Source organism: Fusibacter sp. JL298sf-3 (genome assembly GCF_053842995.1).
In genome coordinates, this window is record NZ_CM132608.1 from 1,343,722 (window position 1) to 1,368,242 (window position 24,521).

Below are 24,521 nucleotides of genomic sequence, written 5' to 3' on the forward strand. Positions count from 1 at the left end.
GGGGTGTCCGCTCTGCGGTGCACCCCTTTTATGACTTTGTTGACAAACCGAGTAAATCGGTCTACTCTTCTGTCTTAGGCTGAACATACACTTGGTCGTAGATATTTCCCGTGATGTCGATGTCTTCAATACGCGCTTCTTTCTTTACGGCGCCCTTTTCTGCATACACCACAGCGTAATACGGCGCTCCCGCTCGCCTGTCTTCCCAGCTCACCGTATGGTCTGCCAGCGGAAGAATATACGTCGCTTTGTAACGCCCTTCGCCCTCGTGTGTCATCTCAAGCGGGAAATCCACGCGATACCCCACCATCTCCTCATACGCATACCGCTGGCCCTGAGGGTTTATATAGTGCATGGCCTCCAGCGGAGACGACAGCCGAAGCGTCACTCGATCCGGATTCCCGATGACCTCAGCTGTAAACACCACCTTCTCAAGACTTAAAAATCGATGCGGTTCCACGCTCATCTGCTTGCCGAACATATCCTTTTGACCGCGCCAGTGGTTCCAGTAACCGCTGACGTCAAACGATGTGATTTTCAGTTGTTCGACCCGCTCGTACACCACGTCCTGCGCCGTCTTACCACTTGGCGTCTCCGTTGTAAACACATAGGTATAAAGATCCGCCGGCATCGACGGCGTCGGCGTCACTTCTACGCGCCAGACCTGATCACCTGACGGTAGAACGCTTTCCAGCGTCATCGGATAACGACGCTCGTAAGGTGTCCCCTTAAAGCATACCACCGATGTTGCACTGGAATACTTTCCGGTACGCGCCTTTAGTACCCCCGGGTCGCCTGTGGTCAATACGGGAACCGTCCCTTCCACGAACACCGGTGTGTTCACTGTAAACGGTAAAATGACAGTCTCTGAGACATACGGTGCCGCTTTGGACTTTGCCGTTACCTTAACGCTGTAGGGGCCATCTGGAAGGGTTGCCGACAAGTGTTCTTCAAAAGGTACCCAGTTGTATTTATCGCCTCTTATGTTATATTTTGTCATGTCATTGTCTAAAAATAACGCCATGTCACGCACCTTCTCATTTCGGCTGTTCATCAGTGTCAACGACACCTGATGGCCTCTATGATAACGCGTTACCATGTCGTATACGGTGACGGCCTCACTTGCCGGTACACCGCTGAGTGGAAAATCACTTCTGAGTTTTGCCCACAACCGCATCGGCGGTTCGTTCTGAAGTGTAAAGGTCATACGGGCTTCGTCCGACCACACCCCTTCAATGTCTTTGACAATATAAATGACTTCGTAACTGCCTGCGGCGAGTTCATCTGGAATCGTGTAAATCCACTGATTGTCGCCATCTGTCTTCCTGTAGCGAATGCGGCGGTCTCTAATCCCTTTCTGTGCGTCGCTGTGTTCATGGTCTCGGTCATAAGATAAATCCACCCACGTGGTTTTGTAATGTTGTTTTGTAGAATCGTAAACCCAGTCTAGTTCAAACTTGGCAATAGGCTTGCGGTGCACGTAAATGAACATCTTTTCGAGGTTTGAATCCTCCGTATACTCTGGCTGTTCTTCAGGTGTATCTTTTATCTGACGTATGACGGTGTATTTGCCCGTCTTGCTAAAGGACTTTTTAACGGCGTCTGTAAAAGGCGCTGTTTCTGCATCTTTGCCGGTCCCCGGCTCTTGCCCCATTGGGTTATCATAATAATCCGCCTCGTGCACGTATTTAAAGCCGTAGACGTCTATGGGGTCTTTCTCGTCGTCAAAGTCTGTGTGCATCAGTTTAAAGGGTTCGCCGACGAGCAGCAGCTGTGCGTTTAAAAAGGCATTTTCTTCTGCAATAATATCGGTGATTTCGCCGAGGATTTCATCTACCGGCTTCGACCCGTCTACAAAGTATTTGTGTCCCGGGTACGCAGTCTTCAGTGCAGGTTTTCCCACGAGAATCACTTTGCTCTTCCCTCTGGCCATAACGGCGTCGATGTCCGCGCGGTTATTGAGTTTATCGTCTGCAAAATAAACGAGGTATTTATCAGAATCCATTCTAAACTTTCCGGCATACGCTTGTTTGACGTATTTGTATAGTGTGCCCTTGTAGGTGCCGGTATAGTAGTAATCCGTAACGACCTCGGAGTGATTTATGGTTTCTGTCCAGTTTCTGACAACAGTGCCCTCATACCAGTAATCATAGCCTTTTGTGCGCGTATAGTACTCGCCAGGAGAACCTGTTCCAGATGGCGGCCCATCATCCCAGGATAAAGATGATTTCTTTGTCAGCGTCCCCTCGTATCCGCCGCTACTGTATGACATTGAACCCGGCATAGTGGTGAAGCTAAACCCCGACTCCAACCACCATCTCTTCCCATCTGATTTATAAGTGGCACTAGAACTGTTTACGCCGCCCCCTGCAGTTACGAAATCTGGGTCTGACTTAGGAATGTACTCTGTCCATCTCCTTGTCCATTTATCTTCATTCGTTACTTGATTCACACGTGAAATCACGCCTGAGTACCCCTCAACGGTGAACTCACTTTCCAGTGGGGTTTGTTGATTCTTCTTTGTGATTTCTTTCTCAACGTACTTTTCATAGACATAGGTGTGCAAGTCCCAGTGATATACATTGGCGTGTAGCCCTGTTTGTCTAAAAGTGTTCATCCAGTCCACACGCTTTTCTACAAGCGAATCGTTAAGCGTTCTTTCAATCGATTCGTCAGTAAGCACTGTAACATCGACTTTTGGAAACTCTATTTCAATATCCGTATAAAGCCGCGTCATCGGCGCAAGGTTGGCCACGTAAAACGGCCTTTCTACAGTTGCCGTGCGTTTATCCTCTTCTGTAATAAACTGCTCAAGTGTTGGCTGTCCAAAGGTTTCTTCCACATAAAAGACAATTTTATAAGCGCCGAGTTTTGGCGGCACATAACTTTTGTAGTCTTCATAGTTGCCTTCTTCAAGAAGCTTTTCAGGGATGCCGTCTTCGTCTTCATCGATGTAGATTTTATAGGTGTTTACAGATAAAATGTCTTCATCAAGACTGGCCGGTTCATAAATGAATTCAAGCGCTTCATTTCTCGGCAGCGTCCAGTTCCAGATGTTCGCTACAATATCCGGCGTTATATCAGCCAGCACATAGCGGTGGTACTCGGCTTCGTCCTCGTGATAATCCGCAGGAATGTCGCTGCGCTGGATGAGATCCGGCCGAACGTTCATTTTTACTTTTAACTTCGATGCTATCTCTGCCGGCTCTTTTACGATGAACGTCTGAAGCTTGTCGGTTTTAGCCGCGAATTTAATCACGCTGTTATCGCCACTTACATTAACCGTGTCAAAGTAAACCGTATCGACACTGGCGCGATCTAACACATACTGTGGATGAAGTTCTGAAGACGCTTCTTTAAACTTGATGGTTCTATTTTCTTTAAAGGTGCCATCGGGTTTAACAAAGGTCTCCGGCTTTGTGCTGTACACATACACGTAGTTGTAATAGTCGATGACGATAGGGTCGTGATTTTCATAATTGGCCGTGTAGACGATTTTATAATCGTAAATGATATGTCGGCCTTCCAGCGGAAACAAGTAATCACCCGACAGGAATGCATCTGCATCGGCCTCTGAGAGCTTTTTACCTTTGAGGTAGACTTCTCTAGTAAAGCCGTCGTAGAGCACGGTGTTGTCTATAACGCCAAACCGCTCGGTATCGAGCATTTCATTAGGTGCTGATATATCTAAAATCAGCGGATCGAGATTCGGCGGCATGTATTCCGGCTCATCGACAACCATCTGAGGTTCTTTAGGTGCGTTGACATTGGCATCTGTGCTCACCGGCACGCGCTTCTTAACACCATTGTAATACTCAATTTCCACAATACCGTTAAACACAGGGTTGAGTTCACGGTCTTCTTCAGTGATGTATTTGCTGTAATCGTCATACGTCATAACGACTTCAAACACCGTCCCCCCCATGTTTGGTGCTGTCCTCTTTCCCTGTTGTTTCAAAGTCTTCTCTGTAATCGAGTCCTTTAGTTCAAAATTCCACTGCTTAATATCTTCGCGGTTGTAGTAAACGCCCCTGAGCACGTCGTCTGAAAACTCGGCGCCTTTTTTGTTATCCCATAGATGCACATCGTTGAGAACACCTGAAAGCTTAACATCAAATGTTATGTTGGCTTTTTTCGCCATTTCCGCTTCGGTGATAACATCGTCTCCTTGTACCACTTCTATAAAACCTTTGTGAGGAATATAACTTTTGTTTGCCACTTTTTCTAAGCTGAAGACCTGGTACCAAAGTCCGGTATTTTGTCCGGTTCTAATCTCAGGATACGGGTCGTGGAACATAAGCGCTTCGCCTGTTCTATAAGTCGTTGGCCGCGTCTGTACATGTGCGTAGTTGTAAGGCGACTTATCGCTGTTCGTCCCTTTTTTAATTTCAAACGGCAGCGTGTCGTTAATCCATTGGCGGGTAGATTTGATTTGATGCTTTTTATCTTCGGCGATAGAATCGTTTAAATCTATTGTCGCCGCTTTATTGTAATCACTTGCTTCTGCGATTCGTTCAACCCCTTTTAAATCCTCGCTATAGTAATAGTGATAGACACTTTTTTTATCCCATATCCGGTAAATCCAGTGCTTTTGTTCAGGCCGCGTTCCCGAATCGGCATCTAGCCTAAAGTCGCGGTTGGCATACCGATTGCCTACGGAATCATACCCGTGGTAGCGGTATTCACCAGTACTGTTTTCATAGTAGCCACTTTTAAAATCCTCGCCAATACGTGTTTCACCATCGGGGGCAAAGATAATGCTGCCGGGCTTAAACTCGTTGTCAGCCACGTCTTTATAATCGCCATACACCGTGATACCGAGATCGTCAAAGAGTTCCTTGTTAAAGAAAAAGCCGTCTTTGTTCACATAAGGCAGCTCCAACGGAATGCCTTTTTTCTCCTTATAGTCAAACCATGACACATCGTAGTATGGGTCTGTTTTAAAATAATCACCGCTGTTGTCGTATTTGTCTGGGTTTGGGTTGCCATAGGCAAACGCTGGCAAGGTACCTAGAACCATTACAAGAGCAAGTGCAGCTGCTAGAATTCTTTTCATGTGTATTGCCTCCACTAATCTTTAAAATCGTTTAAGAGATACAGTTAAATTAATACTTCCTGACGTAATGCCCATATGAAAGTACCTACCATTAATCACTTCTCCAAACCTTGTATTTTCTCCCTTATGCGACATGGCATTGAGGTACTTTGAAAAAGCGTAGTCGGACTGGTCTTCAAACCAGTAATCAAAAAGCGCTTTCACTTGTTCGCCATAAGTATCCATAAAAAACGCCTCGTAATCTTTGTAGCCCGCCATATGCTCAGTGCGTTTCCAAAGCATTAGATTATAAGGGCTGTACTTGTTTTCGAGGTCTTCGGTGTTTGCGCGAAAATCAAAGTCCATGCGTTCAGCAAATAAGAAAGTTCTGTCGAGTGCCGAATACGAAGGGTTTTCATACATATCATCATGATATGACTTTGTTTTATATGCAAGCACACTCACACTTGATTTTTCACCGTTACCTGCTGCAAAACTCATGTACCCTTTTTCTCTAAAAGACATGTTGAATAACAGCTTGGAAATTTCTACAAACTCATTTAAAGGTTCCTCTCTATAAAGCGGTGCATAAAACTTGTACTTTCCTGTAAGCTTACGCACATAGGTATCCGTAATCTCTAGATTAAAATCAGTTACTAGGTTTCCCTCCTGATCATAGTTCTCCATAAAACGACCTTCCATCGACTGCACCGCCCTATTCTCATACGGCTTTCTCATGGCATCGTCCATCAGTCTAGAGATAATCGCTGCGGCTTCTGCACGTGTGGCACTGGACTTTGGCAAAAACTTGCCACCGGTTCCCGTGGTGATGCCAAGGCGATAGCCAGCAAGAACTTCGTCGCTGTACGCCGCATCGATTTTATCAAAGTCCTTCACATCGTTTTCAACATATACATCGAGGTAGTCCGACGGCAGCTCTTCTTCGAGGCCCACCGCTCTAACGCCAATGGCAATCATCGCTTCACGTGTAATCGGCTTGGTGTAGTCGGTAAATTCTCTAGCACCAATGAGGTTCAGTTCTTTAGCTTTTTCGATGTACGCTTTAGACCAGCCGCCATCGGTGTTGAGTTCATAGCCTTCAGACCTAAGCGTCATAACGATAAACTCGTCGATGCGCGTGAGGTTCTTCGGTTTAAAACTGCCGTCATCATAGCCTTTGATAATGCCCTTCTCTGTCAGCGCCATGACGTTGGCATATGCCCAGTGGTCATTGGGTAAATCGCTGTACCCCTGTGCCTCCCCAGCGGCAATTCCCGCTCCTATATGTAACACCATCACTGCCCCTAAAATCCAGCCTTTTAATTTCCTCTTCATAAGTTAGTGCTCCTTTTATCAGTATTTCTTTCTATTATACAGATTATTCCATATCTTTACAAGTGCATTCTTCTATAATTTTCCACACTTAAAAAGTACCTCGTATAACGTTTGGGACGCTTTTAGTACACCCAACTGCCTGTTAAGTCTTTGAACTCAAAAGGTTGTCGCACATAAAAACCGCCCCTTCAAAACGAAGAGACGGCTCTATAAAACTAAAAGAAATGCTTAGCCTTTAACCACAATGTTGAAAATTCTACCCGGGACAAAAATCTCTTTCACAATGGTCTTGCCTTCTGTGAACTGCTTAATTTTTTCATCGGCCATCGCCAACTCGTGGGCTTGTTCCTGTGTGGCATCAACAGGGATAGAAATAGTCGCTCTCACTTTCCCGTTGATTTGTACCGCCATCTCAATGACGTCGTCTACTACTTTTGACGCATCGTATACCGGCCACTTTTGTGCGTTGATCATACCGCCGAACTCGAGCAAAGACCACATTTCTTCTGTAACGTGTGGCGCGACGGGATTAAGCAATATCAAAAGTGTTTTCATATCCGCCGCCGTCAAGGTTTCCTGCTTTTTGTAGTCGTTTAATAGACTCATCATGGCAGCAATTGCCGTGTTGAACTTTAAGGTCTCGTAGTCTTCTGAGACTTTCTTAATCGTCTTGTGAATGGCGGTTTCAAGCGAAGGGCTGTATGCGTCGCCTTTGACCACATTCGGCATCAGAGCCCATACTCTGTCGACAAATCGTCGACAGCCCTTTACGCTGTTTTCCGACCACGGGACACTCTTCTCAAAATCTCCGATAAACATTTCATAAAGACGGAGAGTATCAGCACCTAAATCGTTGACGATTTCATCTGGATTGATGACGTTGCCTCTCGATTTCGACATTTTTTCGCCGCCTTCACCGAGAATCATACCGTGAGACGTACGCTTTAAATACGGCTCTTTTGTCGTTACCACACCGATATCGTATAAGAATTTGTGCCAGAATCGAGAGTACAGCAAGTGAAGCGTCGTATGCTCCATGCCGCCGTTGTACCAATCCACAGGCATCCAGTATTCAAGTGCCTCTAAACTCGCCAGCACATCGTTGTTGTACGGGTCGCAATAACGTAAAAAGTACCAGCTCGATCCCGCCCACTGCGGCATGGTGTCCGTTTCTCTATGCGCAGGTCCGCCACAGTGTGGACAAGTGGTCTCAATCCAATCGGTCATCTTGGCCAGTGGCGACTCGCCGTTATCTGTCGGCTCGTAGCTGTCTACCTCGGGAAGGGTCAATGGCAAATCAGACTCTTTAAGCGCTACCCAGCCACAAGTCGGACAGCTGACCAGTGGAATAGGTTCTCCCCAATAACGCTGTCTTGAAAAGACCCAGTCTCTCAACTTAAAGTTGACTTTGCGCTCACCGAGCCCCTTGCTCTCAAGGTAATCAGAGATTTTTTCTTTTGCCTCTGCGACCTTCAAACCGTCGATAAGTGGAGAATTGACGAGAACACCACTTGCGATATCGGTATACGCCTCTTCATCAACACAACCGCCGCCGACAACTTCGATAATCGGCAAATCAAATTTCTTTGCAAACTCCCAGTCTCTCGTATCGTGTGCAGGAACGGCCATAATTGCACCGGTTCCGTAGCTCATTAATACATAGTCGGATATCCAAATGGGGATTTCTTGTCCGGTTAGTGGATTTACCGCTCGAATGCCTTGAATTTCAACACCGGACTTTTCCTTGTTGAGCTCAGTTCTTTCGAAGTCAGACTTTTTCTTAGCCTCTTCGCGATAAGCCATGAGCGCTTCGTAATTTTCTACGCGCTCTTTATAGGCTTCAATAATCGGATGTTCCGGTGATAGCACCATGTAAGTGGCGCCGTAAATCGTGTCTGGGCGCGTTGTAAAGACTCTGAGTTTCTCGCCCACTGTCGTGGTGAAATCAACTTCCATCCCCACGGATTTCCCAATCCAGTTTTTCTGTTGTTGTTTGACGCGCTCAACGTAATCGAGGTCGTCGAGGTCTTCAATTAAACGATCGGCATATTCGGTAATCTTTAGCATCCACTGCGATTTTGCACGCTTGACGACTTCGCCACCACAGCGCTCACAGCAGCCGCCCACCACTTCTTCATTTGCGAGACCGACTTTACAGGACACACACCAGTTGATGTCCATCTCTTTTTTATAGGCGAGGCCCTTTTCAAAGAGTTTGATGAAAATCCACTGCGTCCACTTAAAGTACTTCGGATCGGTGGTGTTGATTTCTCTCGACCAATCAAAAGAAAGTCCCAAAATCTTGAGCTGTTCTTTAAACCGTGCGACATTGTTTTCCGTTACAATGGCCGGGTGAATTTTATTTTTTATTGCGTAGTTTTCCGTCGGTAAACCGAAGGCATCCCACCCCATGGTATAGAGGACGTTGTACCCTTCTAATCGACGTTTTCTCGCTACTATATCCAGTGCCGTATAAGGTCTTGGGTGACCGACGTGAAGCCCTTGCCCTGACGGATAGGGAAACTCCACCAATGGGTAATACTTAGGTTTCGTAAAATCTTGAGCCGCTTTAAACGTCTCTTCTTCTTCCCAAATGCGTTGCCACTTCTTTTCAATTTCGTTTGGATTGTACTCCATATGACCCTCTCCTTTGTTTGAATTTCATGCCTCGGCATCAGCCTCTATGCACCACTTGCACAAAGAACGCCATTTAAACACCCTTTGCGCGCACCGTGCAAAAAATGGGTACAAAAAAGGACCTTTCGCTAGAGACGAAAGATCCGCGGTACCACTCTAATTGATTGCCAGGCAATCCTCTTAAGGCGTATAACGGCGCCAACCGCTGCATGCTACTCCGTTCACTTGCAGAGCTCTGAGACGAGTTCAATCGTTAAGTCTACCGTTTCACACCTTCCAACGGCTCTCTTTAGAACATTTCGATTTACTACTTCTCATCATTGCTCACTATGACTTTATAGCATTATAATACAGTTCCAAACATTTTTCAACCACTATCTGAGGTGCCGCCTCATTAGTCGCATCTCAAAACGCCCCTGCAGGACTGTGTCGAGAAATTTTAACGTTGCGATGTTACGACGTAGATGAGCAGTTTTTTTATTGTGAACGATACAGTACACTAGAGCGGTGCATACTTGGAAACAAACTTCAGTACATCCTCACTGGATAATTTTGAGGCATCGAGCAAAACCACTTCGTTTTCACCCGTCCCCATAAACGTCACGGGATCGATTTCTTCGTATGTCTCGTCGACGTTATTAATAATACAGACCTTTGTTTGAGCGCTTCCACCCCGATAAGGTATCAGTTCATACCCCATAGTCCCCAGTTGTCTTTCAAGCTCCCCAAGTCCCGTTTGAATGGTAATTTTCATTTCCAAAGCCTCCTCTCTTGATACAGTTGTTATAAGATATGTACCCGAAAACGCTCACATCTATCATCTGCTTTGTGTTATAATAGTTTCAATCTAAACACAATAGGAGTATTCATGAGTAAAACACTTTGGAAACCCGGGACAATGGTCTATCCCGTTCCCGCTACCCTCGTTACTTGCGGCACACTGGATGCCCCCAATATTATAACCATTGCATGGACGGGCACACTCTGTACCAATCCCGCTATGACTTATATATCGGTAAGAAAAGAACGCTACTCGTACGATCTGATACAAGCCACAGGCAAGTTTGCCATTAACCTCTCCACTAAGAGACTTTTAAAAGCCGCCGATTACTGCGGGGTTAAATCCGGACGCGATGTCGACAAATTTAAAGAGATGCAGCTGACAGCACTTAAAGGTTTAGCACTCGACGTCCCCATTATCGCTGAATCACCACTCAGTATAGAGTGTGAGGTCACAGAAGTTAAACCACTCGGCTCTCACGACATGTTTTTTGCAAAAGTTGCAGGCGTCACGATAGAAGAGCGTCTAATGGATGCCACGGGAAAATTTCGCCTTGAAGATTCTGAACTCATCGCGTACAGCCACGGCGCCTATTACGAACTCGGCAAACAACTGGGTACTTTTGGTTACTCTGTGCGCAAGCGCAAAAAGAAAAATAAGAAAAAAAAGCCCTATAGAGGCTCACATCCTAACAGGAGGCCATAATTATGTTCAGTCGATTTGAACTGTTTATCGACGTATTGGCGGACTCGACAGATTTCAGCACAATAACCGATATCATTGCACGATACAATCATCTTTGTTCTCCTGTTTTTCGCAAAATTGCGGATTGGGACTACCCACCGTGTAAGTACGATTTGCTTGTGGTAGACGCCAAGCACCTTCCACTTGGGGACGAACGGCTGTTACTAATTCTGACTTACTACGAAAACGTCGTCGTCATAAATACCACCACTGATGCCGCCTACTACGACTATCTCTACAACCACGGCATTACCCACTGGCTAAAAGTCGGCTACACCGCCCTCGATTGGCTCGCTTTTTTTCAAAACTTTGTGAAAAGCAAAAAAATGGCAACGGAAAAGGACATTTTAGACAAGCTGATTCACAGCGCTGAAAACTCCGTCGTCATTACCGACAAATCCGGCAATATTGAATACGCCAACCCCTACTTTGAAAAACTCTCGGGATTTCGTCGAGAAGAACTCATAACGCGCTCTCCAAATGTAATCAAGAGTGGGTTTCACGACGATGCCTTTTATAAAAATCTGTGGCAGAAAATCACCAACAAGGAGGTATGGGACGGAATTTTTGTCAATAAAAATAAGGCGGGGGAACGCTTTTATGAAGAAGCGACCATCTCGCCTATCTTGACACATCACGGGGAAATCGATCGCTTCCTCAAAATCGGAAAAAATATAACGCGCGAACGCTTGCTTCTGGACGAACTCGCCTCAGAAGTCAAACTCGCGCGTAAAGTTGTAGACGCCTTGTTGCCTAAGAATTACAAAGACAGCCAAATTCAGATGCAGTACGAATTGATGCACCACAACGAAATCGGCGGCGACTTCGTCTTTTTCCAAAAAGCCAGTGCCTATAAGTACCACTTTGCTCTCATTGATGTTATGGGGCACGGCGTATCCGCAGCACTTGTGGCGATAACCGTCATCCAAATGTTTGCCGACTACATCCAGTTTAACAGCCTAGAGACCTCAGTCAATGCCATCAACCGATTTTTGTGTCTCTTTAACGACGATCAAGAAGACCGTGGCCACTTCGTCACCGGCACTTTCGCCTCATTTGACTTTAAAGCCAAAACAGGTAAATTAATCAACGCCGGACACAACGATACCATCGCCTCAACATGTGACGGTACCATTGAAAAGCTGCCGTCAAACAACATGCTTCTAGGCGTCGTCTACGGGTTTCATTACGAACTTTATACCTTCAGCCTCACCCGATACACCCAACTGTTTTTCTTTACAGACGGGCTCTACGAAAACCAAGCGTTGACGTATCAGGAAGCTGTAGACATCATCGGTACAGTGCTCAAAGACAGCTCTCGCGATAAAACGCTTCAAAATGTCTTTAAGGCTTTTAACCCGTCCGGCGACGATGTCACCGCTGCAAACATTATTCTAAACGGGCCTTTCTAGAGCTCACCAGGTCCTTTATCCCCCTGTTGGCATCCAATATTTCACTAATGGACACATCGTAATTTAAACGATTTACAATACGCGCCATATAATATGAAAGGTCGACCTCTGTAAACCAAGGTTGGCTTTTTGTATTTTCGGGCACATAGGTTAGATTTGTACTGTAGACCTTGTCGAAGAGACCGCGTTCATAATAATCGTCAAACTTAGCCGTCCCCTCTGTAAACAGTGCAAAAGAAGTGGCGATAAAAATCTTGTTGGCCTCGCGTTGCTTCAATTCTTTTGCAATATCGAGCACCGATTCTCCCGATGCAATCATATCGTCGACAATTAGGATATTCATGCCTTTGACATCGCGACCGATGTATTCGTGTTGGACAATGGGATTTTTGCCTTTTACAACCCGACTATGGTCTCTGCGCTTGTAAAAAAGACCGATGTCAAATCCTAAAACGCTGGAATAGTAAACCGCGCGGTCCATGGCGCCAGTGTCGGGACTGACAATCAGGGTATTGCCATCGCCTTCAGCAATTTCAGGCTCGTTTTCTATCATGCATTTAACAATGTCAAAAGTTGGGTACACGTTTTCAAAAGATATCAGCGGTATGGCATTTTGAATTGTCGGGTCGTGGGCGTCAAATGTAATGATGTCGTCCACACCTAATTTTTCAAGTTCTTGAAGCGCCATTGAACAGTCTAAGGACTCGCGCCCTTTTCGGCTATGCTGTCTCGAAGCGTAGAGCAAGGGCATGAGAATGGTAATGCGGCGCGCTTTTCCCGCCATAGCAGACAAAACCCGTTTCAAATCCTGAACGTGGTCGTCGGGGCTCTTTCGATTTTCATAGCCGTACAGTGTATACGTCATGCTGTAGTTGCCGATATCCGTTAGAATATAGACGTCTTTGCCCCGCACTGTTTCTTTCAGAAAGATTTTACCTTCGCCATTGGCAAATCGAACTTCTTGCTTCCTCAATAGAAAGGTATCGGGGACCCCCAGCTGACCGGAACGCATTTCTTTTATGTGTCTGTTGATTTTCCGCCCCATATCTATGCAATTTTCCATACATATGATACAGAGATCACCAAGTGGTAAATGATTCTCATACTGTGTGTACTGCATCTTTTGCCCTCCTTGTTCCGTACTGTATTAACAGCCTACATTTATAAATACCCCACAAGCAGTCGGCCAAACGGTGAATAACCCCCTATAGAGCTGGGTATCTAAGGCCTATACCGTATGAAAAAGTAAATCGGATGAAGGAGTCCAACCATGTATAGAACGCTCATAAGCGAAGATACCAAACCTTGGCGCGAATTGCTCATGCTCCACAAATTTGCTTTAGACGAGATGTTGACGCGCCTTAACATACTCGATGAGGAATTCCGAAACAACCACGACTACAACCCCATTGAACACATTCGGTACCGCATTAAAAAGCAAAACAAAATCATTAACAAGCTCGATCGGCTCGGCTTTGACCCGTCGCCTGAAAATGCCAAAGCACATATTTTTGATATTGCGGGCATTCGCATTATCTGTGCTTTTCAAGCGGACATCTACAGTGTTCTCGAATTGATTAAATCGCATAAGGACATTAAAATTATACAGATTAAAGACTATATCAAAATGCCGAAACCCAATGGCTACAAAAGTCTACATGTGCACATAGAGGTGCCCGTCTACCTGAGTCAGGGGTGCATACCCGTTCGCGTCGAAATTCAACTGCGCACCATCGCCATGGACTTTTGGGCCAGTGTCGAACACAAGCTCTACTACCGCTACCAAAAAAAAGCGCCGCCCTATATGCAGTCGGAGTTAAAACACTGTGCCGATTTGATTTCGGAGCTCGATAACCGCATGTACCGCCTAAAACAAGAAATTCAAAAACTCGATGCGCGCAAAGAGGTCATCGCCAAAGAAGAACCTTATTTATCTCCACTTGTGAAGCAACTGGAAAGCTAAAAAAAGCCTCTCTAAACCAAATCTCGCATCAAAATTAAGAAAATTTAATGAGTTGATTTTCCGCTCAAACTGTGTTAGATTATTCGTGAAAGCTTTGACGGAAAGTCATTGAAAAGCATAAAGTGTCACTGCTAGGGGTGCTGTAAAACGGACAGCTGAGAAAAGAATCCCATTTCTTTACCCTTCGTACCTGATCCAGATTATACTGGCGTAGGAAAGCTGATAGACGTTACCATACAGTCGCAGACGCGTTCCTATTTAGGAGCGCGTTTTTTTTTCAGCTCTCGTACAACAAGGGATTTTAGTGTTTAAGGAGGCTATTACTATGAGTTATACCACGCAAATGGATGCTGCTAAAAAAGGCATTTTAACACCACAAATGCAACAAGTTATCGAAACTGAGGGCGTCGAAGCCAATTGGCTGATGGCTCAAATCGCTCAAGGACAAATCGTCATCCCCGCCAACAAGAACCACACCTCGCTGGTACCAAGTGGCGTCGGCGGCGGTCTGAGCACAAAGATCAACGTCAACCTCGGTATTTCTAAAGATGAAAACGACTATTGCAAAGAGATGGCCAAAGTTGAAAAGGCACTTTCTCTCGGTATCCACGGCATCATGGATCTCAGCAACTACGGTAAAACCGCAGAGTTCCGAAAAGACCTTGTGGAAAAATCTACTGCTATGATTGGCAGCGTCCCGATTTACGACGCATTGGGCTTTTACGATAAAGAACTCAGTGAAATTAAAGCACATGAGTTTTTAGATGTCGTGGAAAAACACGGTCAAGACGGCGTCGATTTTGTCACCATTCACGCCGGTGTCAACAAGCACACTGCCCAGACTTTCCTCAACAACCCGAGACTCACCAATATCGTTTCAAGAGGCGGTTCACTGATTTTTGCATGGATGCAACTCACAGGCAATGAAAACCCATTTGTCGAATACTACGACCGCCTGTTGGACATCTGCGAGAAATACGACATCACGCTGAGCCTTGGCGACGCTATGCGCCCAGGGTGTATCGCCGACGCCACAGATGCCGTTCAGATTTCTGAACTCATCGCTTTAGGTGAACTGACCAAACGCGCTTGGGCTCGCAACGTTCAAGTGATGATTGAAGGCCCCGGTCACATGGCCATCGATGAAATCGAAGCCAATATGCTCATTGAAAAGAAACTCTGTCACGGTGCACCTTTTTACGTCCTCGGCCCTCTTGTCACGGATGTTGCACCGGGATACGACCACATTACAGGTGCCATCGGCGGGGCGCTCGCTGCGAGCAAAGGGGCGGATTTCTTATGTTACGTCACCCCTGCTGAGCATTTGAGACTCCCGACACTTGAAGACATGGTGGAAGGCATTATGGCGTTTAAAATCGCGGCACATGCCGGTGACATCGGCAAAAAACTAAAGGGTGCCCGAGATTGGGACAACGCTATGAGCCTCGCGAGAAAGAACCTCGACTGGGAAGAAATGTTCCGCCTCGCCATCGATCCGGAAAAAGCCCGTCGTTACAGAGCGGACAGCACGCCGGAAGAAGAGCACTCTTGCACCATGTGCGGTAAAATGTGCGCTATGCGAACGCTCAACAAAGTCATGGGCGGCGAAGACCTCAACATTCTGCGCAACTAAGAGGTGTGCGTATGCATAAGACGTATAAACTGGCGCTATCAGGGCTTCTAATAGCCCTTGGCGTCCTCACGGGCAGTTTGTTTTTTATACCCATCGGCGTTATTAAGGCCTTTCCCATTCAGCACTTAATCAACGTCCTATCGGCCGTACTTCTCGGCCCACTCTACGCCGTCGCCAACGCCTTCTTGATTTCTCTTTTTAGAAATTTAATGGGCAGTGGCAGCCTTTTGGCATTTCCAGGCAGTATGATTGGCGCGGCACTGGCAGGTGCCTTGTTCTATGTCAACCCCCGACGCCTCTTCGCATTTTTAGGTGAGCTGGTGGGAACTGGGGTTATCGGCGCTGCTGTCGCCGGGTTTATGGCAAAGACTTTTCTCGGCTCAACAGCCGCTTTTGGCATCTTCTTCACGTCTTTCTTTGCCAGCAGTGCCATTGGCGCTCTAACAGGTGTTCTCCTTTACACCGCCTTTGACAAAACAGGCGTCCTCGATAAAGTCAAGGTGACACATCTATGAAAACGGTACTAACTATCGCCGGACTCGACCCGACGTCCGGTGCAGGTCTTCAATCAGATGTCCTAACGCTTTACGCCCAGGGCGTCTACCCGCTTTCCGTCCCCACATCTGTTACGGGACAAAATTCAAAAGGCGTCTTCTATCGAGAAGACCTTTCTCCTGAAGCGGTCATAGACCCTCTGCGCATATTGCTTCAGACGCATGCCCCAGACGCCATTAAAATCGGGATGATGGGACAGCTCAGTGTCTGTGAGGCGTTGTACCGCTTTTTAAAAGCGCATTATGGCATAGACATGCCTCCAATCGTCCTCGACCCCGTCCTCATTTCAAGCAGCGGCAAATGGCTAGTGGACAGAGAAGTGGTCGACTATATACGAGAAGTTTGGCTGAAAGACCTGTACTTGATAACCCCCAACATCGACGAAGCCAAAGCACTTTTTCAGTTGACAGGTGATGAAAGTGCCCTTGAACCCACTCTCCGCGAGTACGTGTTCCCCTGTAACTTGCTGCTCAAAGGCGGACATCTTGAAAATACGGCGACCGATTACCTCAAGCTCTCAAACGGGAGGTTGCACGTGTACAGGCAGGCGCGTATCAACGCCCCCTATGCCCACGGCACCGGTTGTACCCTTTCTTCAGCCATTGCCGCCAACCTCGCACTGGGGTACCCTCTTGAACACGCTGTTCAAAAGGCGAAAAACTATCTATTAGAGGGGCTCCGCAATCCGATTCGGTTTGACTTTGGAGGCGGTGCCATTAGGAAGTGATACACATGACTCGACCTTTGGTTCATATTATTGCAAACGATGTCACAAGGGCCTTCGTCGCCGATGGCGTTCACTGCTATGGCGGAAGTCCTATTATGACGGAAAACCCTAAAGAGTTTGCCGACATCCACACTGGCGCTCAAGCTTTGGTCATCAGCCTGGGCATGATTGACGACGCCAAGTGTGACGTGTTATTAAAAGCGGTGAAAAGTGCTGAAAAAGCAGGTATCCCCATCGGTATCGACCCCGTCGGCGTACACCTGTCCTCGTACCGAAAAGCTGCTCTAACACACCTTTTAGATGCCGTGACCCCGGCTTTTATCAGAGGCAACTACGATGAAATCAGAGCGTGCTACACCGATAAAATAGCCGCCCGTTCATCGACTTTAGAATCACAAGCCCAATCGCTGTCTTCAGACGTCTCGCTGCCGGCTGAGATTCTTCACGTCGTCACCGGTGCCGTCGACCGACTCTATTATAAAGGGCAACATCTTGAAATAGCAGGCGGTAGCGAAAAGTTGACGCGGATTTCCGGAGCTGGTTGTTTGCTTTCAGCCCTTATCGGCGTCGACCTCGCCAAAGGGTATGCGCTGTACAACGCGGGAAGTCGCGCTTGTAACGCGATGAAAACAGCGTCTTTAAAAGCATCTGCAAGCGGCCTCGGTCACTTTAAACTCAACTTGCTAGATGCACTTGGAAACGAGGTTTTACATGACTAAAAAACTCTATCTCATCACGCCGGATATGCCTTTAGAGCGCTATATCAAAAAACTGAAAGCGGTGTTGCCAGCCGGCATCGACTATTTACAATACCGGCGTAAAAATGTCGACTTCGAAACCGCTGTGCAAGAGGCGACACAGCTTAAAATGCTTTGCGCGCTCTACGATACGGCTTTGATTGTAAACGATTTTTCAGAAGTGGCTCTAAAAGTCGGCGCCGACGGCGTCCACTTCGGTCAATCCGACTATACAGCTGAGGCCGCCAAACACTGTAAGGCAAGGGGGCTTATCGTCGGGCGCACTGCGAAGACACCGGAGCAGGCTGAGAGAGCCGCAAAGGATGGGGCCGACTACCTCGGGGTCGGTGCCTTCTTTCCTTCGGGAACCAAAAAAGAAGCGCTGCCCATGTCTATGGAAACGCTTCAGAAACTTAGGGATATAACCGCTCTCCCTCTGTACGCTATCGGTGGGATAGTACCTGAAAAACTTACAGCGCCACTGATGAGCCGCGTAGAAGGCATCTGTTTTTCAGGTGCTGTGTTTACCAGTGAAACCCCTATGGAAACCTTAGAGCGTTTTAAAGAAAAGTGCGCGGTTCTTTAAACGCTGACATCAGCGGTCGCTTCAAGGCGGCCTAACGAAAAAGAGAGGGGAAAATCCCCTCTCTTTCGTCTTTCAATCCGTTTTAACGCGATTGCTTACGCGACAACTCTCACCTTTTCTTTTCTAAGCGCTTTCACAAAATCAAAAAGGGTCAATCCGATACCGATGACCGTATAAATAAACTGTTGTCCCAAGTGCTCATCCATCATCGCCTGTAACTCAACATCGGTTGCCAACAGATGCTTGCCATAGGTGTAAACTGTCGATACAGCCTCCCTAGAAAGTTCGCTGAGGCTGTAGTTGGCGCGATACACTTCAATGTAATAAAAAAGCCAAGTGCCGACGTAAACGGCAACTAGCGACAAGAGCGTCGTTAGAACAAATCCCACAATAGGGCTGCCTTTTGAAAGCATCATATACCCTCTAAAACCAAAGAACACCATGGCAACACCCGCTATGGAAACTACGTAGCCGGCAATGTTGGCGCCGATCATAATCAACATCCCCAGTGCAATCCCAAACACGCATCCGATCGCTCCCAATAAAATGCGTCCTCTCGGGCTCTGAGTACGGGCGGTGCAGGCTTCGCAAATGGGTAAAAGGCCCTTTTGTGTCGCCAAATGCTTGTACCCCACCGTACCCGTCTTATTGCAAACACAACATTTGTTTCGGATGCCCTCAGCCTCTAAAAACTCAAAAAAAGCTTCCAAACACGAAAGCCCCTCATCTGATGCCTCCACAACCACAGTCGCGCCGTCTGCCGTAAACTCCGGGCTGATGTGTGTGCCACAAGTCGTGCCACAGGTCTTTTCCAAATAAGACACGGCTCGCGTGTTAAGGTTTTCAGCCTCGTCGATTTCAAGCGATAAAATCAGCGTACGCTCTGAAAAGCTTACGTGATACCCCCGATACCTCCCGTAATAAACACCGCTTTTCTTATCGCGCTTCAGGCCGAGACGCTCTGTTAATTTCGATTGCATAACCCCTCCTAAAAAAGTTATTTTAAAACACAGTTATTATAACTTTATTTTTACAACTTACAAATAGGTCTTAGGGAGCGTTTTTTCACGCTTTAACCTAGGTCTTAATAAACTGTTCAATGATTATTCACAAAACCTATGTTATAATTAGGACAGATGCGGGTATATAGCCCTTAACACTAATTTAAAGGAGATGGTGACATGTTATTTAAGAACGCACGATTGAGAAGAGAAGAAGAAATCCGACAGCTCAAAGCCGATGCAATGAAAAAAGCGGGTATTGCTTTTGTTGCGGGCTCAGCGATTGCAACACTGATTACATTATTTACAACACCTAAAACCGGCCGCGAAATGCGCCAAGATGTTGCCCAAAAAGTAGAAACCGGTGCCGACAAGGTCAAAGAGAAAGGCGAGTTTCTCGTTATTAAGACGGCAGAAGTTCTAGACAGCACTCTTGAAAAGGGCAAAAATGTTAAGTCTAAAGTGTCTTCTAAATTTGCTAAAAACGCGAAACAAGCGATTGAAGTTACAGAAGATGCTGCTGAAGAAATTGTTGAAGACGTCGCTGACGCAGCTGAAGAAGCTGTGGAAAAAGTTGAAGAAGCTTAGAGCCTCCTCAGAAAACTCAAGACATTCTATTATAAATTAATCCGGAACGCTTCCGTCTTTATTGAGGTGTGCTCCGGATTTTTATATTAGACATTTGAACGCTTTTTCTCCACCCAGAGCGTATAAGGTGCTCGAGCGGTTTGATTGATATAGCTTTGGCGCATAACGTGGAAAACAGTGCTGTCCAGTGATGTTAAATACCGCTCAACGGCTTGTGCCTCAAGTCGTCCGGCTTCGTGTCCCGGATAGAGGCTGACACCCATCACCCCGCCTATTTTGAGACAAATCAACGCTTTTTTGATGCTCACAAGTGTCGAATCGACCTGCGTCGTTACCGCCTTATTGCCTCCCGGCAAAAAACCGAGGTTGTAAACGACAGCATCCACCGTCTCCTCTAAAAAATAGCAATCAATGTCCTCGTGAGATCCGTGAATCAGCACGACCTGTTCATAGGGTTTTAAAAGCGTTTCACTGGCAACTATTGCGGCTTCTTGGACGTCGAAACCGCAAACATGCCCTTCTACTCCCACCATCTGTGCGAACATGAGCGCGTCATGCCCCTGTCCCAAGGTGGCGTCCACAGCTGTCATCCCCTTTTTTAAATACGTTTTCCAAAGCGCATGATTCAGCGCCGTCAGTTGTCTAATCATATCGACCTCCTATAAAACTCAAAAATCTTAACACAGGAAAAATATTCTGTCAACGTCGCGCCGGATTTACTTGAATAGGAGTCGTGAGAATTGGTATTATATAGTTAGAACAGAACATTCCACTAAATTAGGAGGCCACATTATGAGATTAGTTACGCGTTCAGACTTTGACGGTTTAATCTGCGGCATGTTGTTAAAAGAAGCCGATATCATTACCGACTGGACTTTTGTTCATCCAAAAGATTTACAGGACGGTTTGTTTACCCCTACAGAAGATGACGTACTCGCCAACGTACCGTATGTCGAAGGTTGCGGCATGTGGTTTGATCACCATACTTCAGAAAAAGATCGCTTAGGCTGGCACCAGGGCGTCAAAGGCGAAAGTCGACTTGCCCCTTCTGCCGCACGTATTATCTATGAGTACTATGGCGGCGAAAAGCGCTTCCCAAATTACAAAGAAATGATAGAAGCCGTAGACAAAGTGGATTCCGGTCAATTGACACGTGAAGAAATTTTGAACCCTACGGGCTGGATACTCCTCGGGTTCATCTCCGATCCCCGCACGGGTTTAGGACGCTTTAGAAACTTTAGAATCAGTAATTACCAATTGATGGCCGAGCTCATCAACCATTGCCGCAACTACGCCATAGAAGAAATATTAGATTTACCCGATGTACAAGAGCGCGTTGCACTCTATCACGAGCAGACCGAGCACTTTAAAGAAATGGTGACCAAGCATACCGATATTCGATACAACGTTATCGTTACTGATTTAAGAGATGTCTCTCCTATTTACACAGGCAACCGATTTTTGATTTACAGCATGTACCCCGAGCAAAATGTTTCACTTTGGATTGTCGACGGCAAGCAAAAGCAAAACGTCAGCATTGCCTGTGGCTACAGCATACTTAATAGGACGTGTTCGGTGGATATCGGCGCTCTAATGCTTCAAAACGGCGGTGGCGGTCACAAAATGGTCGGCACTTGTCAAGTGCCGTATGACACAGCAGATACCGTTATTAAAGAACTTGTTACTGCACTTACTCCTCATTAAAAAAGATCTTTAGGGGGACCTACTATGTTACCGACAACTGCCAATCAACGCCTCAAAGAAATTGACATCATTAGGGGATTTGCTCTATTCGGCGTTCTCCTAGTAAACTTGACGATGATCGATCGAACCCTTTTTGGCTCATTAACAAACTTTAGGGCTCTACAAGGTGCCGATGCTGCCGCGTCATTTATCATTCACTTTCTCGCTCAGGGAAAATTCTACACCATTTTTTCTTTTCTCTTTGGATTGGGCTTCTTTCTTTTTATGGACAAACCCAATCCTGAAAAGAGAACCCTTTTATTTAAAAGACGCCTCTATGCCCTGCTCTTATTCGGTGTAATGCACCTCGTCTTGGTGTGGTATGGCGACATTCTACACAACTACGCGATTTGTGGCTTTATTTTACTTGCCGTCGGGCGAAACAAAGCGTTTAACTACAAGCGCGCCATTGTGATTCTACTGGTTGCCTCTACTGCGATTATGGCCTTGACAGCCGGACTTTCTTCAGTTGATACCGGCGATTACGACATCGAAACTTACAGTGAAGCAGAAGCCATTGCCGAAAACGCCTACACTCAAGACAGTTACATGAACATGGTCTTGTACCGTGCCTCTGGCGAACTGCCCATTGTCGTTCTGAACTTGTTGTTCGTTACCATCAAACTTATCGCCATCTTTTTTATAGGGTATCTCGTCGGCGCCAAACGGGTCTTTCACAACATTGCAGCTTATCACCCGTCAATTAAGCGCCTCTGCATATTTTCAGGTGCCGCTTTCGCCATTACAATTGTCGGCGAACTGGCACTGTATACACTGGCTAAAGAGACCTACTGGATACGGATAGTCGTCGGCCTCTTAAATGAAGTCGGCACGTTGGTCGGTGCACTGTTTTACATCACCGGGTTGCTCTGCCTGCTACAAACGGCTTTTTTCAAAAAACTGCTGTCACCGCTCCAGTATATGGGGCGTATGGCGTTAACCAACTATTTAACACAGACCATCGTCTTTACTACGTTCTTTTTCGGCTATGGTTTTGGCTACTTCGGAAAGTTGCCGATGCGTCTGTACCCGGTGCTGGCGATTTCATTTTATTGCCTACAGTTGCTCATTAGCGCCCTCTGGCTCAAACGTTTTAAGTTTGGCCCCATGGAAGCCCTTTGGCGCAAAATGACTTACGGCAATCAACACGCGGCGCGCTAGTGTATTTTTTCATCCACATTTAATCAAGACAAATCGAGTAGGAGGGAAAGTTGAGTAACTTTCCCGACCTCTCACAGCACCGTACATATGGGTCTCGTATACGGCGCTTCCTAGGTTTATGCACTAACAGATTTGTAATAATCAGAAAAGAATTGATAACCTGCTTTTCTCAAGAGATTATCTGTAATAGAGCATTGAAGTACTTGGCTACCGGCTATTTGCCAGTAGCCTTTTCTAGTATTAGAATACTTCTTTGCGTTAGAATGGTTATATCCAAGTTGTCTTAACCGCCTGTAGCGTGTTTTGATTTTCTTCCATCTCTTCCAGATGAACATGCGTAACCTTCTACGCAACCATTCATCCGTACTCTTTAGAAGTTTCTTCATATCAGCTAATTTAAAGTAGTTCGTCCAGCCTACTACATACTGTTTCAGCTCTCGTTTTAATACTTCATAACGAATACCACGCCGTCTTGTGGTTATTTGTCTTATTCGGCTCTTCATGCGAATAATGCTTTTCTTATGAACTCTGAATTTCATACCACCTTTTGATGAATAAAATCCATAGCCAAGAAATTTTACACGGCCTATATAAGATACGGATGTTTTATCCTTATTCACTCGAAGTTTTAACTTCTTTTCTATGAATGGTAAAATGTGTTCTAGTATCCTTTTAGCACTTCGCTTTGTTTTTGCAAACAACATTAAGTCATCGGCATATCTGACAAAACGCACACCGCGATGTTCTAATTCCTTGTCTAACTCATTTAGGATGACGTTGCTACAAAGAGGGCTTAGATTCCCGCCTTGGGCTAGTCCTTTAACTGTTGCTTCATACTTCTTATCAGCGATTGCACCCGCTCTTAAATATTTATGAATCAACGATATCACTCGACCATCTTTAATGGTTCTTGATAATATTTCTATCATCTTCGATTGACTCACTGTGTCAAAGAATTTCTCTAAGTCCATATCTACTACATAAGTGTAGCCTTCATTGGCGTATTCTTGGCACTTCTTCAAGGCATCATGTGCGCTTCGTTTCTCTCTGAAGCCATAGCTTGTTTCACTAAATGTTGGTTCATATAAATCTGACATTACTTGCTGTATTGCCTGCTGAACCATTCTATCTACTACTGTTGGTATACCCAACTGTCTTTTCTCCCCAGTGTCTTTTGGTATTTCTACACGTCTCACTGGTTTAGGACGGTATTTACCATCCAGTATAGACTTTCTTAACGCTTCCCCATTATCTTTCAAATGTTGTAGAAGATGCTCTACTTCCATTCCATCGACTCCGTGAGTCCCTTTATTTTTCTTCACACGTTTATAAGCTTTGTTCAGATTTTCTTGGGACAAGATTTGTTCCAAAAGTCCATACCCATTTCTGTCGGCATCGGTGATGTTGTTTTCAGTTATCCTCTTTTCAGTAAGCACTCTGTCATACCCTTTGTGTTCCGCACTATCTCTCTGACAGTAGCCATCAACTTTATGATGTTTTCTGCTTTTCTTCGTCCCGATTTCGGTAACTTTCATTGACTTTCACCTCCCTAGGTTCAACCCTTCATGTCTACACCTGTGTAGCCACTACTATGGTATCTGCTGACTTCTCATGACAAATCTTATTTCAACCATGCTTCTGAGATGCCTTTCACATGTCCATGAGACCTCCCCAGGTAAGAGCACAATCTTTCTCTCCATCTATCTGCCACATTTACGCTGTTGATTCCGAGTAGTTATTGGACTTCAATTTGTAATGCAACCTTATCCATCAACCTGCGCCTGATGTGATTTCTGTTCGTCAGACCAGAGATTTGCCGTAGGCTTCCTTCAGATTCCTCGTCGCCGAGGACACCCTTGCCGTTAGCTATACACTTCCCACTA

Annotated in this window: 19 protein-coding genes, 1 riboswitch and 1 other annotated feature; of the genes, 11 read left to right on the plus strand and 8 right to left on the minus strand. The window is 46.0% G+C overall.

What is annotated here, in order from left to right:
• Positions 1-61: 61 nt before the first annotated feature.
• The 4 genes from ACR6HW_RS06640 to ACR6HW_RS06655 all read right to left on the minus strand — a co-directional run bounded on the left by ACR6HW_RS06640 (position 62) and on the right by ACR6HW_RS06655 (position 9,761).
• Positions 62-5,056, minus strand: a complete 4,995-nt coding sequence (locus ACR6HW_RS06640) for an Athe_2463 domain-containing protein (protein WP_455730363.1) — start codon at positions 5,054-5,056, stop codon at positions 62-64.
• A 21-nt stretch (positions 5,057-5,077) separates the two neighbouring features.
• Positions 5,078-6,370, minus strand: coding sequence for an S-layer homology domain-containing protein (locus ACR6HW_RS06645; RefSeq protein ID WP_455730364.1), 1,293 nt, complete (start codon positions 6,368-6,370; stop codon positions 5,078-5,080).
• A gap of 228 nt (positions 6,371-6,598) precedes the next feature.
• Positions 6,599-9,007, minus strand: a complete 2,409-nt coding sequence (gene leuS / locus ACR6HW_RS06650; protein ID WP_455730365.1) for a leucine--tRNA ligase — start codon at positions 9,005-9,007, stop codon at positions 6,599-6,601.
• 127 nt (positions 9,008-9,134) lie between these two features.
• Positions 9,135-9,337 (minus strand) — a binding site (T-box leader).
• A gap of 169 nt (positions 9,338-9,506) precedes the next feature.
• Complete coding sequence (locus ACR6HW_RS06655) at positions 9,507-9,761, minus strand: YkuS family protein (RefSeq protein ID WP_455730366.1); 255 nt, start codon at positions 9,759-9,761, stop codon at positions 9,507-9,509.
• A gap of 114 nt (positions 9,762-9,875) precedes the next feature.
• On the opposite strand from ACR6HW_RS06655, the gene ACR6HW_RS06660 reads away from it, so the two are divergent.
• Positions 9,876-10,493 carry a flavin reductase family protein gene (locus tag ACR6HW_RS06660; protein WP_455730367.1) on the plus strand — a complete coding sequence of 206 codons (618 nt, stop codon included), beginning with the start codon at positions 9,876-9,878 and terminating at the stop codon, positions 10,491-10,493.
• A gap of 2 nt (positions 10,494-10,495) precedes the next feature.
• Positions 10,496-11,944: a SpoIIE family protein phosphatase gene (locus ACR6HW_RS06665; RefSeq protein ID WP_455730368.1), complete on the plus strand. Its 1,449-nt coding sequence runs from the start codon at positions 10,496-10,498 to the stop codon at positions 11,942-11,944.
• Here ACR6HW_RS06665 and ACR6HW_RS06670 read toward each other — a convergent pair.
• Complete coding sequence (locus ACR6HW_RS06670) at positions 11,922-13,064, minus strand: ribose-phosphate pyrophosphokinase (protein ID WP_455730369.1); 1,143 nt, start codon at positions 13,062-13,064, stop codon at positions 11,922-11,924. The genes ACR6HW_RS06665 and ACR6HW_RS06670 overlap by 23 nt on opposite strands.
• A gap of 150 nt (positions 13,065-13,214) precedes the next feature.
• On the opposite strand from ACR6HW_RS06670, the gene ACR6HW_RS06675 reads away from it, so the two are divergent.
• The 6 genes from ACR6HW_RS06675 (at position 13,215) to thiE (ending at position 18,145) form a co-directional block, all read left to right on the plus strand.
• On the plus strand, positions 13,215-13,907 hold the full coding sequence (locus ACR6HW_RS06675) for a GTP pyrophosphokinase (protein WP_455730370.1): 693 nt from the start codon (positions 13,215-13,217) through the stop codon (positions 13,905-13,907).
• Between the two features lie 123 nt (positions 13,908-14,030).
• Positions 14,031-14,141, plus strand: a riboswitch (TPP riboswitch).
• A gap of 91 nt (positions 14,142-14,232) precedes the next feature.
• Positions 14,233-15,540 (plus strand): phosphomethylpyrimidine synthase ThiC, encoded by a 1,308-nt coding sequence (gene thiC / locus ACR6HW_RS06680; protein ID WP_455730371.1) that lies wholly within the window; start codon positions 14,233-14,235, stop codon positions 15,538-15,540.
• Between the two features lie 11 nt (positions 15,541-15,551).
• A complete protein-coding gene (gene thiW, locus ACR6HW_RS06685; protein ID WP_455730372.1) occupies positions 15,552-16,055 on the plus strand; it encodes an energy coupling factor transporter S component ThiW in 504 nt (167 codons plus the stop codon).
• On the plus strand, positions 16,052-16,822 hold the full coding sequence (locus tag ACR6HW_RS06690) for a hydroxymethylpyrimidine/phosphomethylpyrimidine kinase (RefSeq protein ID WP_455730373.1): 771 nt from the start codon (positions 16,052-16,054) through the stop codon (positions 16,820-16,822). Before thiW ends, ACR6HW_RS06690 begins: the two co-directional genes overlap by 4 nt.
• Positions 16,823-16,827: 5 nt before the next feature.
• A complete protein-coding gene (locus ACR6HW_RS06695) occupies positions 16,828-17,541 on the plus strand; it encodes a hydroxyethylthiazole kinase (RefSeq protein ID WP_455730374.1) in 714 nt (237 codons plus the stop codon).
• Entirely contained in the window at positions 17,534-18,145 is a 612-nt protein-coding gene (gene thiE / locus ACR6HW_RS06700) for a thiamine phosphate synthase (protein ID WP_455730375.1), read from the plus strand. The genes ACR6HW_RS06695 and thiE overlap by 8 nt, the downstream gene beginning before the upstream one ends.
• Positions 18,146-18,240: 95 nt before the next feature.
• On the opposite strand, the gene ACR6HW_RS06705 is transcribed toward thiE, so the two are convergent.
• A complete protein-coding gene (locus ACR6HW_RS06705) occupies positions 18,241-19,125 on the minus strand; it encodes a hypothetical protein (protein ID WP_455730376.1) in 885 nt (294 codons plus the stop codon).
• 201 nt (positions 19,126-19,326) lie between these two features.
• Here ACR6HW_RS06705 and ACR6HW_RS06710 point away from each other — a divergent pair, with 201 nt between their 5' ends.
• Positions 19,327-19,734, plus strand: a complete 408-nt coding sequence (locus ACR6HW_RS06710) for a YtxH domain-containing protein (protein ID WP_455730377.1) — start codon at positions 19,327-19,329, stop codon at positions 19,732-19,734.
• Between the two features lie 86 nt (positions 19,735-19,820).
• Here ACR6HW_RS06710 and ACR6HW_RS06715 read toward each other — a convergent pair whose 3' ends face one another.
• Positions 19,821-20,384 carry a tRNA (mnm(5)s(2)U34)-methyltransferase gene (locus tag ACR6HW_RS06715; protein ID WP_455730378.1) on the minus strand — a complete coding sequence of 188 codons (564 nt, stop codon included), beginning with the start codon at positions 20,382-20,384 and terminating at the stop codon, positions 19,821-19,823.
• Between the two features lie 142 nt (positions 20,385-20,526).
• Here ACR6HW_RS06715 and ACR6HW_RS06720 point away from each other — a divergent pair, with 142 nt between their 5' ends.
• Both ACR6HW_RS06720 and ACR6HW_RS06725 read left to right on the plus strand, forming a co-directional pair.
• A complete protein-coding gene (locus ACR6HW_RS06720; RefSeq protein ID WP_455730379.1) occupies positions 20,527-21,438 on the plus strand; it encodes an exopolyphosphatase in 912 nt (303 codons plus the stop codon).
• 24 nt (positions 21,439-21,462) lie between these two features.
• The gene (locus ACR6HW_RS06725) at positions 21,463-22,638 is read left to right on the plus strand and encodes a DUF418 domain-containing protein (protein ID WP_455730380.1); all 1,176 of its coding nucleotides are present in this window, start codon (positions 21,463-21,465) and stop codon (positions 22,636-22,638) included.
• Positions 22,639-22,754: 116 nt separating this feature from the next.
• Here ACR6HW_RS06725 and ltrA read toward each other — a convergent pair whose 3' ends face one another.
• Positions 22,755-24,173: a group II intron reverse transcriptase/maturase gene (gene ltrA / locus ACR6HW_RS06730; RefSeq protein ID WP_455730381.1), complete on the minus strand. Its 1,419-nt coding sequence runs from the start codon at positions 24,171-24,173 to the stop codon at positions 22,755-22,757.
• Positions 24,174-24,521 lie beyond the last annotated feature (348 nt).

Bases quoted from the DNA above. Each gene is read 5' to 3' on its own strand.
- ACR6HW_RS06640 (WP_455730363.1), bottom strand. From the start codon at position 5,056: ATGAAAAGAATTCTAGCAGCTGCACTTGCTCTTGTAATGGTTCTAGGT.
- ACR6HW_RS06645 (WP_455730364.1), bottom strand. From the start codon at position 6,370: ATGAAGAGGAAATTAAAAGGCTGGATTTTAGGGGCAGTGATGGTGTTA.
- leuS (WP_455730365.1), bottom strand. From the start codon at position 9,007: ATGGAGTACAATCCAAACGAAATTGAAAAGAAGTGGCAACGCATTTGG.
- ACR6HW_RS06655 (WP_455730366.1), bottom strand. From the start codon at position 9,761: ATGAAAATTACCATTCAAACGGGACTTGGGGAGCTTGAAAGACAACTG.
- ACR6HW_RS06660 (WP_455730367.1), top strand. From the start codon at position 9,876: ATGAGTAAAACACTTTGGAAACCCGGGACAATGGTCTATCCCGTTCCC.
- ACR6HW_RS06665 (WP_455730368.1), top strand. From the start codon at position 10,496: ATGTTCAGTCGATTTGAACTGTTTATCGACGTATTGGCGGACTCGACA.
- ACR6HW_RS06670 (WP_455730369.1), bottom strand. From the start codon at position 13,064: ATGCAGTACACACAGTATGAGAATCATTTACCACTTGGTGATCTCTGT.
- ACR6HW_RS06675 (WP_455730370.1), top strand. From the start codon at position 13,215: ATGTATAGAACGCTCATAAGCGAAGATACCAAACCTTGGCGCGAATTG.
- thiC (WP_455730371.1), top strand. From the start codon at position 14,233: ATGAGTTATACCACGCAAATGGATGCTGCTAAAAAAGGCATTTTAACA.
- thiW (WP_455730372.1), top strand. From the start codon at position 15,552: ATGCATAAGACGTATAAACTGGCGCTATCAGGGCTTCTAATAGCCCTT.
- ACR6HW_RS06690 (WP_455730373.1), top strand. From the start codon at position 16,052: ATGAAAACGGTACTAACTATCGCCGGACTCGACCCGACGTCCGGTGCA.
- ACR6HW_RS06695 (WP_455730374.1), top strand. From the start codon at position 16,828: ATGACTCGACCTTTGGTTCATATTATTGCAAACGATGTCACAAGGGCC.
- thiE (WP_455730375.1), top strand. From the start codon at position 17,534: ATGACTAAAAAACTCTATCTCATCACGCCGGATATGCCTTTAGAGCGC.
- ACR6HW_RS06705 (WP_455730376.1), bottom strand. From the start codon at position 19,125: ATGCAATCGAAATTAACAGAGCGTCTCGGCCTGAAGCGCGATAAGAAA.
- ACR6HW_RS06710 (WP_455730377.1), top strand. From the start codon at position 19,327: ATGTTATTTAAGAACGCACGATTGAGAAGAGAAGAAGAAATCCGACAG.
- ACR6HW_RS06715 (WP_455730378.1), bottom strand. From the start codon at position 20,384: ATGATTAGACAACTGACGGCGCTGAATCATGCGCTTTGGAAAACGTAT.
- ACR6HW_RS06720 (WP_455730379.1), top strand. From the start codon at position 20,527: ATGAGATTAGTTACGCGTTCAGACTTTGACGGTTTAATCTGCGGCATG.
- ACR6HW_RS06725 (WP_455730380.1), top strand. From the start codon at position 21,463: ATGTTACCGACAACTGCCAATCAACGCCTCAAAGAAATTGACATCATT.
- ltrA (WP_455730381.1), bottom strand. From the start codon at position 24,173: ATGAAAGTTACCGAAATCGGGACGAAGAAAAGCAGAAAACATCATAAA.